This window comes from Neorhizobium phenanthreniclasticum (genome assembly GCF_040066075.1).
Classification (GTDB): Bacteria; Pseudomonadota; Alphaproteobacteria; order Rhizobiales; family Rhizobiaceae; genus Neorhizobium; species Neorhizobium petrolearium.
The window spans coordinates 262,343-276,404 of record NZ_JBEAAL010000003.1 but is presented as its reverse complement, the minus strand read 5'-3'; the positions used below and the strand labels follow the sequence as shown (position 1 = coordinate 276,404).

Annotated in this window: 12 protein-coding genes; 10 read left to right on the top strand and 2 right to left on the bottom strand. The window is 58.5% G+C overall.

The window, feature by feature from the left end; all coding sequences use genetic code 11:
• Positions 1 to 10 precede the first annotated feature (10 nt).
• Positions 11 to 1,801, bottom strand: a complete 1,791-nt coding sequence (locus ABK249_RS07420) for a heparinase II/III domain-containing protein (protein ID WP_348862525.1) — start codon at positions 1,799 to 1,801, stop codon at positions 11 to 13.
• A gap of 240 nt (positions 1,802 to 2,041) precedes the next feature.
• Here ABK249_RS07420 and ABK249_RS07415 point away from each other — a divergent pair, with 240 nt between their 5' ends.
• The 10 genes from ABK249_RS07415 (at position 2,042) to ABK249_RS07370 (ending at position 12,770) form a co-directional block, all read left to right on the top strand.
• Positions 2,042 to 2,992 carry a carbohydrate ABC transporter permease gene (locus ABK249_RS07415; RefSeq protein ID WP_037156889.1) on the top strand — a complete coding sequence of 317 codons (951 nt, stop codon included), beginning with the start codon at positions 2,042 to 2,044 and terminating at the stop codon, positions 2,990 to 2,992.
• Between the two features lie 4 nt (positions 2,993 to 2,996).
• On the top strand, positions 2,997 to 3,833 hold the full coding sequence (locus tag ABK249_RS07410; protein WP_037156887.1) for a carbohydrate ABC transporter permease: 837 nt from the start codon (positions 2,997 to 2,999) through the stop codon (positions 3,831 to 3,833).
• 4 nt (positions 3,834 to 3,837) lie between these two features.
• The gene (locus ABK249_RS07405) at positions 3,838 to 5,010 is read left to right on the top strand and encodes a glycoside hydrolase family 88 protein (RefSeq protein ID WP_037156885.1); all 1,173 of its coding nucleotides are present in this window, start codon (positions 3,838 to 3,840) and stop codon (positions 5,008 to 5,010) included.
• Positions 5,011 to 5,019: 9 nt separating this feature from the next.
• Positions 5,020 to 6,129, top strand: a complete 1,110-nt coding sequence (locus ABK249_RS07400; RefSeq protein ID WP_037156883.1) for an ABC transporter ATP-binding protein — start codon at positions 5,020 to 5,022, stop codon at positions 6,127 to 6,129.
• A gap of 19 nt (positions 6,130 to 6,148) precedes the next feature.
• On the top strand, positions 6,149 to 6,883 hold the full coding sequence (locus ABK249_RS07395) for a DUF624 domain-containing protein (RefSeq protein WP_037156880.1): 735 nt from the start codon (positions 6,149 to 6,151) through the stop codon (positions 6,881 to 6,883).
• Positions 6,884 to 6,913: 30 nt separating this feature from the next.
• Positions 6,914 to 8,194 carry an ABC transporter substrate-binding protein gene (locus ABK249_RS07390; protein WP_037156878.1) on the top strand — a complete coding sequence of 427 codons (1,281 nt, stop codon included), beginning with the start codon at positions 6,914 to 6,916 and terminating at the stop codon, positions 8,192 to 8,194.
• A gap of 74 nt (positions 8,195 to 8,268) precedes the next feature.
• The gene (locus ABK249_RS07385; protein WP_037157299.1) at positions 8,269 to 10,122 is read left to right on the top strand and encodes a DUF2264 domain-containing protein; all 1,854 of its coding nucleotides are present in this window, start codon (positions 8,269 to 8,271) and stop codon (positions 10,120 to 10,122) included.
• Between the two features lie 84 nt (positions 10,123 to 10,206).
• Complete coding sequence (gene kduI, locus ABK249_RS07380; protein WP_348862521.1) at positions 10,207 to 11,055, top strand: 5-dehydro-4-deoxy-D-glucuronate isomerase; 849 nt, start codon at positions 10,207 to 10,209, stop codon at positions 11,053 to 11,055.
• Between the two features lie 246 nt (positions 11,056 to 11,301).
• Positions 11,302 to 12,090, top strand: coding sequence for a cell wall hydrolase (locus ABK249_RS07375; RefSeq protein ID WP_081952987.1), 789 nt, complete (start codon positions 11,302 to 11,304; stop codon positions 12,088 to 12,090).
• A gap of 149 nt (positions 12,091 to 12,239) precedes the next feature.
• Entirely contained in the window at positions 12,240 to 12,770 is a 531-nt protein-coding gene (locus ABK249_RS07370) for a hypothetical protein (RefSeq protein WP_037156875.1), read from the top strand.
• 6 nt (positions 12,771 to 12,776) lie between these two features.
• On the opposite strand, the gene ABK249_RS07365 is transcribed toward ABK249_RS07370, so the two are convergent.
• Complete coding sequence (locus ABK249_RS07365; RefSeq protein ID WP_037156873.1) at positions 12,777 to 13,994, bottom strand: FAD-dependent oxidoreductase; 1,218 nt, start codon at positions 13,992 to 13,994, stop codon at positions 12,777 to 12,779.
• Between the last annotated feature and the right edge of the window lie 68 nt (positions 13,995 to 14,062).

Below are 14,062 nucleotides of genomic sequence, written 5' to 3'. Positions count from 1 at the left end.
CCCGTCCTCCTCAGGCGATCCGTAGTGTCAGTTTTTTTCCGGCAAGAGGGATAAGCAGCCGGTAGATCCTGGCGGGCCAGGATTCCCTCAACCGTGCATCCTCTATCTCGATGGGCTCCACTTCCACTCTGCCGGCGCCTTGCAACTCGATCCGGCCGAGGGGCGGCACTTCGATCACCCCCGTCGCGACTGATGGTTCGAAGCAGGTCATGAGCGACAGAACAGCCGGCAAATCCCCTTCACAAATATCCGAAATCTCCACGTGGCGCCCCCGAAGGAGTGAGACAACGCGCCGGTAGCTATGGACCTGCGCCTCCGGCGGATAGGCGCCGGCGATATCGAGGGAAATGCGCGCTTCCGCCTCATCGAAACTGGTCTCCACATCCCGCGCAGCAAAGCCTTCGCCATCCGACTGCATGACGCCGCCGAAGGTCGGCAGGTTGTGAAATGCCGACTGCATCGTCCATATCTCGTATCGTCTCGGAGAAAAGGTCTTGGCAGTGTAGGTTTCGACGCCGACATCGATGAGGAATGGCTGGCCATCCTTGTAGAGCGTCACGCTTCCGACGTCGTTGTGGTTGTGGCTTTCGCCGTTATGGCCACCCTTCACTGCGAGCGCGAAGTGTTCGTCGCGTGCAATGAGCAACTTGATGCCGGGATAGAAGATATCGCGTGCCGGAATCTGATCAGGTTTATCGGAGATCTTCGGTCCCGCCAGCAACTCCTGCACCCGGTACCAAAGATTCCATTCCTGCGGCAGGTGCGGGTTTTCCGCACGCACTCTGTCGGCTGCGGCAAACGATGCCAAAGCCTCTGATCCGACCGCCTTGCCGAAGAGATACTCGCGCATGCTGCAGGGCTCGACGATCGCAGAGGAATCCGCGAAATTGAAATAGTGACGGCCGCAAACATGCATGTTGAGAATATATTCGGCCATGTTGCGGATTTTCGGCTCGCTCCGGAGGGACGTGAAAACGCCCGGTGCTGCAGCATCCAGGATGGTCATCGCGCCATGCACGCAGAGCGCGGCATGCCGGTAATAGACAACGCCTTCCTCGCAAGCACCATCCTCGGCATAATCTTTCAGAAAAGCATCGAGGCTGCGGAGGGCCTTTTCGACGACTTTCCGGCGCAGTTGCTGCTCAGTGCGAAGGGAGAAAACGGACAGAAGGACATTCTGGGTTATCCAGGCCGTCCAGTTGTTCATCCGCTCGCTGCCGCGGCCCATCCACCAGAAATGCCTGGCCAAGTAAGGTTCAAAGATGCGAACCCCGATCTCCCGTTCGATACGGGCGACGATCTCGGGGCTCATCGCATCCAGTTCGTTCCGCATCAATGCCACGACAGTGGCAAGCAGCGCTGCGGTTTCGGCTGCAAAAAGATCGATCACGGGCCGGGCGGTATCGGGAAGAGCAGAACGCGGGCCACCCCTCTCATAGGAATTGTGTGCCGGCAACTGCCAGCCGCTTTCCTCGGCAATCAGGAAAATGCCGTCGACGATGGCCGGTAGGAAGCGTTTCCTCCCCTCGATCAACTCCCCGAGCACAAGGTTGTTCAACATGCGTCGCCGGCTGAAGTAAAGCTCCTCGAAACGGGACCGATTGCCCGTTTCACCGTATTCCCGGTAGTCGGATGCCAGGATAAGCGACCATGGCCGCTTGAGCGTTTCTTCGGCATCCTGAAGAACCACGGCGCGAAGGGGAGCGGGCACAGCAGTCCAGGCAGCGCGGTCCGAGAAAGGAGCACCGGGGCAGAAATCGACCAAATTGCCTGGCAGCTTCCCCGTCATCTCACCGAACATGTTCCTCCTCCCAAAGCGCAGCCAGTTTCAGATCGCAACCCTCACCTATCATACGTATTCTGCCGTCGCCACAAAATTCATATGATTTATTCATAACTTGTTTGACCAATGTGGAAGATATGCTATGTGGTGCAGCAGCAGGAGGCAGGGAGGAGCGCAAGGATGCGCCCGTAGGCAAGAACGGAATTGCGTGCCTGGCGGCTTTCATGTCGCAGGCGGTCAGCCGGGAGGAGAGGATCGGTGTCCATTTCGAATACGGCCACGGCGATAGACCATGCACCGGCAGATCCCCGGCGCAAGGTGAAGGCCTTGTCAAAGCGCCGCCGCAAGATACAGAATGCGCTGGTCGCCTATTCCTTCATCGCACCGAATTTCATCGGCTTCGCCGTCTTCACTCTCGGACCGATCGCCTTTGCGTTCGCGCTGGCCTTCATGCATTGGGATGGCTCCAACGCGATCACCTTCGCAGGGCTGGATAATTTCTGGCGGCTTTTCGAGGACAAGGCCTTCATCGCCGCTTTCTGGAACACCATCGTCTACACGGTCGTTTCCGTGCCGGCGACGCTTCTCTGCGCGCTCGGACTCGCAATCCTTTTGAACCAGAAGATCTTCGGCCGCGATTTCTTCCGAACCGCGATGTTCTTCCCATATGTCGCGTCGCTGGTCGCCGTGGCCGTCGTCTGGAACATGATCTTCAATCCCGAAATGGGACCGGTGAACATGATCCTCTACACGCTCGGCCTCGATCCAAAGGACATGCCGGGCTGGGCGGCCGACCGGCATTGGGCCATGGTCACGGTCGTCCTCTTCGGCATCTGGAAGAGCATGGGCTATTACATGGTCATCTATCTGGCCGGCCTGCAGGGCATCAATTCCGAACTCTACGAGGCGGCCGACCTCGACGGCGCCAATTCCTGGCAGAAATTCATTTATGTTACCGTGCCGCAGCTCGCGCCGACCACATTCTTCGTGACGGTCATGCTGACGATCCAATCCTTCAAGGTATTCGATCAGGTCTACATGATCACCCAAGGCGGTCCGGGCACATCCACGCTCGTCCTCGTTTACCACATCTACAACGAAGCCTTCATCTCCTGGGATCTAGGCTATTCCAGCATGATCGCGCTGGTTCTTTTCTTCCTCGTGCTCGCCGTCACGGTCATCCAGTTCCGCCGTCAGAGGGAGGACTGAGGTCATGAGGATCGCCGGACGCAAAATCACGGCCAAGACCGTAGCCATCTATACGATCGCCATCGTCATCACCGCAGTGATGCTGATGCCCTTCGCCTGGATGCTGTCGGCTTCGCTGAAGCTCAGCCGCGACGTCTTCGCCTTCCCGATCGAATGGATCCCGTCCGAGCCGCAATGGCAGAACTACGTGGACATCTGGACGAAGATTCCGCTGGCGCTCTTTATCTATAACACGTCCAAGCTGACCATCATCGTCACGCTCCTCCAGCTCCTGACGTCGAGCTTCGCGGCCTATGCCTTCGCCAAGCTCAACTTTCCCTACAAGAACACGCTCTTCCTCGGCTATATCGCAACGATCGCCATGCCCTGGCAGGTCTATATGGTGCCGCAATTCCTGCTGATGCGGGAGTTCGGGCTCAACAACACACATCTCGCGCTGATCTGCCTGCAAGCCTTTACCGCCTTCGGCGTCTTCCTGATGCGGCAGTTCTATATGTCTATCCCGACGGAACTCTGCGAAGCGGCGCGCATCGATGGCATGAACGAGTACCAGATCTGGGCGAAGATCATGCTGCCGCTCTCGAAGCCGGCGCTTTCGACGCTGACCATCTTCACCTTCGTCACCACCTGGAACGACTTCCTCGGGCCGATGATCTATCTCACCAAGACCGAGCTGAAGACCATCCAGATCGGCCTGCGCATGTTCATTTCCCAATATTCGGCTGAATACGGACTGATCATGGCCGCCTCGGTCGTAGCACTCATCCCGGTTCTCGTCGTCTTCCTGTCTCTGCAGCGCTTCTTCGTCGAGGGTGTCGCCTCGTCGGGTCTCAAGGGTTAAGTCCATGAATGCCGCCTCGTCCGTCGCCCCGCAGCCGATCACCGATACCGAGGTTAAGACCGCGCTCGATATCGCCGTCGAGCAGGTCAGGCGGAATCTGCCGGAATTCACCTATGTCTCGCAGAATCATTCGAGCGTCGGCAATGTCTATCCTGCAGTCGAAAACAACCAGTGGACCGCCGGCTTCTGGCCCGGAGAGATCTGGCTCGCTTTCGAGCATACCGGCGACAAGATCTTCCAATATGCTGCGCAGATCCAGGTCCAGAGCTTCCTCCACCGGATAGAGAACCGCATCGAGACGGATCATCACGACATGGGGTTCCTCTATTCGCCGTCCTGCATCGCCGCATGGAAACTGGTCGGCGATGAGGATGGCCGCAAGGCTGCGCTACTCGCGGCAGACCAGCTGATCGAGCGCTTTCAGCCGATCGGCCGGTTCATCCAGGCCTGGGGCCGCAAGGGCGTCGCGGAAGAATACCGCTACATCATCGACTGCCTGCTCAACCTGCCGCTCCTCTATTGGGCGAGCCGTGAAACGAACGATCCGAAGTATCGCGATATAGCGCTGATGCATGCCCGAACGACGCTAGCAAATTCCATCCGGCCCGATGACTCTACTTATCATACCTTCTACCTGGACCCGGTGACGGGAGCACCTGTCCGTGGCGTGACAAAACAGGGATACAGCGACGAAAGCGCCTGGGCGCGTGGCCAGGCCTGGGGCATCGCCGGGATGGCGGTTTCCTACCGATATGAACGGATCGAAGAATATCGCCAGACCTTCGATCGCTTGTTCGCCTTCTATCTCAGGCGCCTGCCGGTCGATATGGTGCCCTATTGGGACCTCATCTTCTCGGACGAGGACGGCGAGCCCCGTGACAGCTCCTCCGCTTCGATCGTCGCCTGCGGCCTGCTCGAAATGGCTGATCTGGTCGAGCCTGAGACCGCATCGCAATACCGCGAAGTGGCACGCCGCATGATGAAGAGCCTCGTGGATCGCTACGCCGTCAAGGATCCCGCCGTATCGAACGGCCTCGTCCTGCACGGGACTTATTCGAAGAAATCCCCCTACAACACCTGCCGCGGCGAAGGCGTCGACGAGTGCGTCTCCTGGGGAGATTACTATTACATGGAAGCTTTGACGCGCCTTTCGCGCAACTGGTCTTCCTATTGGTGAGAGGACCTGATGGCCAGCATTTCACTCAGGAAACTGAACAAGACCTACGGCGCGCTGACCGTCGTGCACGACATCGATCTCGAAATCGCCGACAAGGAGTTCATCATCCTGGTCGGCCCCTCTGGCTGCGGCAAATCGACGACACTGCGCATGATTGCCGGGTTGGAGGAGATTTCCGGCGGTGAGCTCAAGATCGGCGGCGACGTGATGAACGATGTTCCCTCCAAGGACCGCGACATCGCCATGGTCTTCCAGAACTATGCGCTTTATCCGCATATGACCGTTTACAAGAACATGGCCTTCGGCCTGCAGCTCCGGAAGGCGAAGCGGGACTTCGTCGACAGCCAGGTGCAGGAAGCGGCAAAGATCCTCGATATCACGCATCTGCTGAACCGAAAGCCGAAGGCTCTCTCCGGCGGCCAGCGCCAGCGCGTCGCGCTCGGCCGCGCCATGGTGCGCAATCCGGCCGTCTTCCTGCTGGATGAGCCGCTTTCCAACCTCGACGCGAAGCTGCGCGGCACGATGCGCGCCGAAATCACCAAGCTCCACAAGCGGCTCGACGCGACCTTCATCTATGTGACCCACGACCAGATAGAGGCCATGACCATGGCGGACCGGATCGTGGTGATGAAGGACGGCCATATCCAACAGGTCGATACGCCGCAGAACCTTTATGACCGGCCGATCAACATGTTCGTGGCCGGCTTCATAGGCGCACCGCAGATGAACATGCTGCGCTCATTGATCCAACGTCGCGGCGATGGTTATGTCGCACTCTTCGACGGCCGGGAACTGCCGCTGCCGGCCCATTTCGACAAGAGCCGCATTGCACCTTACGAAAATCGGGAACTGGTGCTCGGCATCCGCCCGGAAAACTTTCACGAGCTGCCGCCGGCCGACATCCCTGCGGAGAATCTGGCCCCGTTCAAGGCGATCGTGGAGCTGGCTGAGCCAATGGGCTCGGAAGTGCATCTGAACATGGTGGCGGGCGGGCGCGGTCTGATCGCTCGCGTCTCACCGCGGTTCAAGGCAGGAATCGGAGACGAAGTCATGCTCGTCGCCGACATGAGCAATATGCAGCTGTTCGACAAGGAGACGGAGCGCTCGATCCTGTATTGAAGCTCCGCGGGGAGAGGCCATGCAATGGCTGCGCGACATGTGGACAAAGGAAGGACGGGGCATTCCGAAGGATGCCCCAAAGAAGACCGGGCTTGCCCTGTTCGCAGAAATTTTCGCGCGTGAATGGTGGGAAATGGTCAAACTCAACATCCTGTTCATTCTCGCGGCGATGTTCGTCGTGACCCTGCCGGCGGCAATCGCCGCAACTGCGCGTATTTGCGTCGCTTTCGTCGAGGACCGCAATATCTACCTGCTGCGTGATTTCAGCGAAGCATTCATCCGCTATTTCTGGCGCGCCACGGGGTGGGGGCTTGCTTTCACCGTCGCCCTTGGCGTGGGGGCCTACGCGACTGCGAGCTACGCTTCCGCGGCCAGAGATAATCTGGCTTTGGTGGCGCCCTTGACCGTCAGCTTCGTCGTGACTGCCGTCATTGCGGTCATGGCATGTCACGTCATCGTCCTGATGGTGATGCGCGATCTTCCGGCGTTGAGGCTGCTGCGCCTCGCGGCGATTGCCTCAATTATCCGCCCGCTTCCGGCGCTTGCGGCAATCGCCTTTGTATCGGCCCTCTGGCTCGCCCACATCGCCTTCTATCCGGTTTCCGTCTTCATGCCGGCAACGCTGAATTTTTCACTTGGAATGTTTGCCGTCGCATTCGGCGTTCATCGGGCGACGACGATGGTTCTAGCCCTGCCAATCGCAATGCAAGAGCAACGCGAGCCGCACGCCCGCAACACGACACAAAACATCTAATCCAGAAACACTCAGGGAAGGAGAATCGGAATGTCTTTGGATCATTTTGGGAGAACAATGAAACTTGCCTTGGCCGGACTGGCCTTGGCCACGACGGCCGCGGGTTCTGCGCTAGCCCAATCAGCCGACGCGGTTACACTCAAATGGGCGCTCTGGGATTGGGACAAGGTCGCCTATTACAAGCCGTTGATCGAGGCTTACGAGAAAAAACATCCGAACGTCAAATTCGAGCCTGTCGATCTCGGCTCGCAGGACTACCAGCAGATGATTTCAACGCAGTTGACCGGTGGATCGAAGGATATCGACATCGTCACGGTCAAGGACGTTCCCGGTTATGCCAACCTGGTGCGCGCCGGTTCGATCAGCGATCTCAGCGGCTTCATGAAGGAGCAGAAGATCGATGCGGCGCCCTTCGGCGGCCTGATCGAGGAACTGACGGTAGATGGCAAGATCTATGCCCTCCCCTTCCGGTCCGACTTCTGGGTCGTCTATTACAACAAGGACATTTTCGACAAAGCCGGCGTGCCCTATCCGACGAATGACATGACCTGGGCGCAGTTTGACCAGATCGCCACCAAACTCACCGGCGGCATGGGCACGAACAAGACCTATGGCGCCCTTTTCCATACCTGGCGCTCGACGGTGCAGCTGCCCGGCATCCTGGACGGCAAGCATACGCTGGTCGATGGCGATTATGCCTTCCTCAAACCCTGGTACGAGCGGGCGCTTGCCCTGCAGAAGGACGGTGTGGTCCCGTCCTATGCGTCGTTGAAAACCTCCAATACCCATTATTCGGCTCTGTTCTTCAACGGAACGATCGGCATGTTGCCGATGGGCACCTGGTTCATCGGCACGCAGATCGCCAAGGTCAATTCAGGCGAGTCCAAGAGCAAGAATTGGGGCATCGTGAAGTATCCGCATCCGGAAGGCGTGCCGGCCGGGACCACCGCAGCGCAGATCTCCGGCCTGGCCGTCAACGCGAATTCCGATCACAAGGAGGTGACGCTTGATTTCATAAAGTTCGTCACCGGGCCGGAGGGGGCGGCAATCATCGCGTCCACCGGTACCATTCCGGCCCAGCGCACAGACGATGTCGGCGAAAAGATCGCGTCCGTTCCCGGCTTCCCGCAGGATGCGAACAGCAGGGCGGCACTTGAGGCTGGCAAGTCCTTCCTGGAAATGGCGGTGAACCCGAACGCGGCAAAGATCGAGGTCGTGCTGAACCGTACGCATGACGCGATCATGACGGACAATATCTCTATCGATGAGGGCCTGACGGAAATGACGGAAGGCGTGAAAGCGATCAAATAACTCCTGCCATGATTGACCGCGGGACTGCTCCTCTCGCGGTCAACTCTCTTTGGACATATTCCTGGATATCGCTCGTGATTTACGATCCCGCTCAGGCCAATCCTCTTTTCGGCAACCCCCTGAAGACCCGTGACGACCTTTCGAGGGCGATCATCGATCTTTTCAAGCCGATCTTGCCTTATTTTTCCGAAGGCGGTGCTCGCGTACGCCTGAGCGCAACCGGCGCTCTCTTCGATAGGGCCGCGGCCGATCTGGAGGGTTTTGCACGACCGCTCTGGGGTATTGTGCCCCTGGTTGCCGGCGGTGGCACTTTTCCGTTCTGGGATCTGTATCGACGCGGCCTCGCAAATGGCACCGACCCCTCCCATCCTGAATACTGGGGCGACGTTGCCGATCGAAATCAGCGGCTGGTGGAACTGGCTGCCATCGGTTTTGCTCTCGCAATGGTTCCGGAGCATATCTGGGAACCGCTGGCCCCAAAAGACAAGGGCACAATCGCAGCCTATCTCGTCAACGCCCGCGAGCGCGAGTTCGTCGACAACAACTGGAAATTTTTCCGCGTGCTGGTCGACCTTGGGCTTGAGCGCGTCGGGGTGGACTTCGACCGGTCGAAAACCACGGCCTACCTCGACGAACTGGAGGCATTCGACATCGGCGACGGCTGGTATCGCGACGGACCGGTGCGCCGGGTCGATCATTACATTCCCTTTGCCATGCATTTCTACGGCCTGATCTATTCCGCCCTGGCGAAAGGCGACGAGGCCCGCAAAACCCGCTTCCGGGAGCGCGCACGAACCTTTTCCAGAGATATTCGCCACTGGTTTGGCCCGGATGGAGCAGCGCTCGCCTTCGGACGCAGTCAGACCTATCGATTTGCCGCCGGCGGCTTTTGGGGAGCACTCGCCTTCTCCGAAGTCGAGGCACTGCCCTGGAGCGAGATCAAGGGCTACTATATGCGGCATATCCGCTGGTGGTCGGACAAACCGATCGCCGATCGTGATGGTGTCCTCTCGATCGGCTACGGCTATCCGAACCTCTTGATGAGCGAGAGCTACAATTCGGCGGGATCGCCTTACTGGGCGCTCAAATTCTTTCTGCCTCTGGCGCTGCCGGCCGATCATCCGTTCTGGACCGCGGAAGAAGCGCCGGCGCCAGAATTTCCACAACCGGTTCCGCTGAAGGGGCCGGGCATGGTCGCCATGCACACGCCTGGAAATGTGGTAATCCTATCGTCCGGACAGCAGCACGACAAGATGCGCGGGGCGAACGAGAAATACTCGAAATTCGTCTATTCGACGCGCTACGCCTTCAATATCGAAGCCGATGACCGGCATTTTGCTGCCGCCAGCTTCGACGGCATGCTTGGATTGTCCGACGACGACGTGCACTTTCGCATGCGGGAGACCTTGGACGAGGCATTGATCGCCGGTGACCGGCTTTATTCGCGCTGGTGTCCCTGGAGCGACGTGGTTGTCGAGACCTGGCTTCTGCCTGCGAATCCATGGCATATACGCGTCCATCGGATCACCACGCCGCGAGGGCTGAAAACCGCCGAGGGTGGCTTTGCCATTGAGCGTGCCGATTTCAATGTGGATCGGGCTGAGCAGTCGGAAGGCCGGGCGATATGGCACGGCCAAAGCGATATCAGCGCCATCATTGACCTTTCACCGAATGTGCGGCGGGCGGGTTTTGCGATGAGCCCTATTGCCAACACGAACCTGATTCATGCGAAAACGCTGCTGCCGCAATTGCGCGGCGACATCCCCGCAGGTACGACGGTATTGGCGACCGCCGCTATGGCACTTCCCGTCGGCGATGATGCGACGAGATCGCTCCACGCTTCACTCATATGTCCTGACATCGGCGAGCTTGAGCAGCTCTTTCTCCGGAGAGGTTCACCCGTTTCTGCGTTCAAACTCGAGTTATAGGCTCTTGGTAGAAACGCAGAAGACCCGGCCAAATGCAAAGCGCGGACGTCAGGACCGACGCTTTGCGACGCGAAAGGAAAAGACATGACCGCCACCGTTCAAACGCGCCATGCAATCCACTACAGCCAGTCCGAACGTATGACAGGCGCAGAGATCAGGGAAAACTTCCTGATCGAGACGCTTTTCGTCCCAGGAAGCCTCCAGGCGGTCTATACCCATTATGATCGGATGCTCGTTGCCGGTGCCATGCCCACGAACGGTCGGCTGACCGTCGGCGAAGAACTGGCAAAGCTCGTCGGGACCGATTATCTACTGGAGCGCCGTGAGCTCGGTCTTATCAATATCGGTGGCCCGGGCCGCGTCATGGCCGATGGCACGACTTGTGATCTCGAACCCATGGACGGGCTTTATCTCAGCCAGGGAACGCAGGAAATCGCCTTCGAAAGCGTTGACCCGTCGACACCTGCAAAATTCTATATCAACAGCGCGCCAGCTCACACGAGCTTTCCATCGCGGATCGTCAGCAGAATGGACGCGATCGAGAACGATCTCGGGGACGGCGCCACCTCGAACAAGCGCAAACTTTACCAGTATCTCCATCCGAAGGTTCTGCCGACCTGCCAGCTCCTGATGGGACTGACACGGCTCGAAACCGGCAGCGTCTGGAATACCATGCCGGCCCATCTGCATGATCGCCGCATGGAAGCCTATCTCTATTTCGACCTGCCGGAAAACGCGTTCGTCGTGCATCTGATGGGACGCCCCGAGGCCACGGAGCATCTGATCGTCAGAAGCGAGCAGGCTGTCCTTTCTCCGCCGTGGTCAATCCATTGCGGCGCAGGCACCTCTGCCTATGCTTTCATCTGGAGCATGGCAGGAGACAATCAATCCTTCACCGACATGGACATGGTCGACATGAAGAGCCTTCGGTAGGAAATAGCGTGGGCTGTTGAAAGAGCGAACCTTCGCCTTCGTCGGATAAGACGCACGGACAGGGACAGGGAACTGATCCTTCCACGGCTTGATTCGGCTGGGGCGCTGCCGCTTGCCAACTTCTCCAGTATCAGAATGATTTTCTTAACCTTTGCGACCTTTATAGATTTTGTTTGATCCGAAGCGGCGCTTGAGGTACCTCTTTTCGCGCCGAGGTGATTTTTGAAATTTTATCGCGGGGACATCATGACGGCGATCACTTACGCCCCTTTTCGGAGGGCAGCCTGCCTGGTTGGATTCGCCCTTCTGGCTGGCTGCACGTCGTCTCAGACGACATCGTCAATCACCAAGGATTCCGTGAAGACGAATACCGCGTCGATTGAAAGCGCGAAGCAGGTGTACACCTATACCGCAACTGACCGCGAATGCTTGAAACGGGCGATGTATTTCGAATCCAAGCGGTCAAGCAAAGACGGCTTCATGGCCGTCGGCAGTGTGGTGATGAACCGCCTGACTTCCGGTGCTTATCCGGAGACGATTTGCGGCGTTGTTTCGCAAGAGAAGCAATTCGCGCCGGGCGTGATGACACGCGTGATGAAAGAAGAAACGGCGCCTGAACTGAATGCTGCTGCAGACGCCATCCTTCGAGGCGAACGAAATCCCGAAGTGAAGGAAGCCATGTTCTTCCATCAGGATGGGCTGAAATTCCCTTACGACAACATGCACTATGTGACCGTGGCCGGTGGCAATGCGTTTTACGAGAAACGCGACGACGAAGGTGATCTGCAGACCCCTGCCCCAAAGCCGGCGGATGAATATATCCTCGCCTTCGCGCCGCATCTTGCCGCTTCGCCAAGCATGGTGGCCGTGAACGATGTCGGAGCAAGTGCCACGCAGGCAGAAGGGGATGATCTCGTGCTTCCGCTTGATGCCCCGGTTCCCATTCAACGACCCCAGCCTGCAAGCATGTCCGCCACAGGGCAGATGGCTCTGGCTCAGCCGGAAGTGTGGTCCTTGCGCCCCGCCGGGAAGTGATCTGCGTCGGGCCAAGTCAAGGCTCGCTTCCGTGGCTGTGGACATCTTCCCGGGCAGGTAACGTCCCGATTGCCTCGCCGATTTGCTGGCCATAGAAAGTCATGCGCCACTTTAAGGGGAAGCTGGCGGAATATTTCGGGGGCTAGTCAATGAATTCGCGTTTTTCTTGCGTGGCCGCACTCGGTGTGCTGGCCATGATCATGGTCGGCTGTACGACGACGGAAGAAGCCAACCAGGCGATCCAGTCCAAGTGGATCGGCCAGCCGGTCGATTCCTTCTTCACCTATTACGGGCCGCCCGTTTCGTCTTTCCCGCTGAACGACGGCGGAACGATCTATACCTGGGTCGGCGGCGAGACGACGCGTTATATTCCAGCCCAGTATCAGACACCGCAACCCGCCAAACAGGATGCGAACCGGGTTATGCGCACGACGACGGAAACGCAGAAAAAGGCGGATGGCAGCACCGTCACGACCACCAAAACCTCGTCTTTCGGCATTTCGGCTCAACCGGCCGCGCCACAGATGATTTCGCCGGCCCGCACCGAGGATCTCTTCTGCGAACTGCAGATTACAACCGGCGCCGACAAGATCATCCGCATGCTGCGCGCGACGAAAGACACCGATGGCGAAGGTTTCAGCTTCTCGCGCTGCGCCGAAGTGATGGGTGTCAAGAAGTAGGCCGCGTCAACGCAGCCTTACATGTTCCATCCGAAAGCCAAGGCCGATGAGGCGTCCTGCCAGATGGGCAAGCACTGGCCATCGGGCAATGCCGCGGATAAAGGCGGGCGGGCCTTTTCGTCTCTGCTCGTCCGCCTGATCGGCGCGGCGGCGGCTGCGCATCATCAGCTGCAACTTCTGTGTCGCTTTGGTCGGAAAGCCGCGGCGTTTTTCCACGGCCGCCAGATCGGCATCGGAAAGGCGGTTTTCCCCTAATGGAGCCGCCAGGATGTTGGCTGCCGCCACGGCATCCTGGATTGCCAGGTTAACGCCGACACCGCCGATCGGCGACATCGCATGTGCCGCATCGCCGATGCAGATGAGTCCCGGTCGCCACCACTGTTTCAGTCTGTCGATGCGGACGGTGAGCAAGCTCGTATCGTCGAATGTCCGGATTTCCTGCATGCGGTCCGCCGGCAGCGGCGAAACATCGATCACCATCTGGCGGAAGACCTGGATGCCTTTCTCGCGGATTTCGGCAAGCGTTCCCTTGCGGATGACATAGCCGCATTGCCAATAGTCACCGCGATCGATCAGCACGAAGCCCTGTCGCGGACCGGCATGCCCCATCACTTCGTTTGGATCGCCTGGCTGTTTCGAAAGCTTCATCCAGACCACCTCGCTCGGAATGCCGAAACTTTCGACGATGAGCCCCGCCTTCTCCCGCACTACCGAGTTCCGGCCGTCTGCACCTATAACGAGCCTGGAATGGACGGTGAGACTGCCTTCGGTCGTTTCTGCCACGAGGCCTGAAATCCGATTACCCTCTTCCAACAGTTCCGTGACCTTTGCATTCATGATCAGCCGGAAATTCGGATATCCCTGCGCTTGAGCTGCAAGGAAGCTCAGGAAATCCCATTGCGGCATGAAGGCGATGAAGCGGTTCTTCACCGGCAGGCGGGAAAAATCGGCGATGGTAATCGTTCGGCCCGCCATTTCAGCGGACAATTTCGGCGCCCGCGTATGCGGCAGTTTCAGGAACTCGTCGATGAGGCCGAGTTCCTGCATCACTTCCATGGTCGACGGGTGAATCGTGTCGCCGCGAAAATCCCGCAGGAAATCGCCATGCTTTTCTATCACCACGACATCGACCCCCGACCGCGCCAGCAGATAACCGAGCATCAGGCCCGCCGGCCCGGCTCCTGCGATCACGCATGTGGTCTTTATTTCCTGTCTCGCACTCATGACCTATTTCGCTTGAAGTCACTTCCCGGATCAAGCAGCACTTGGTCGCGGCCTGATGAAATTCAAGC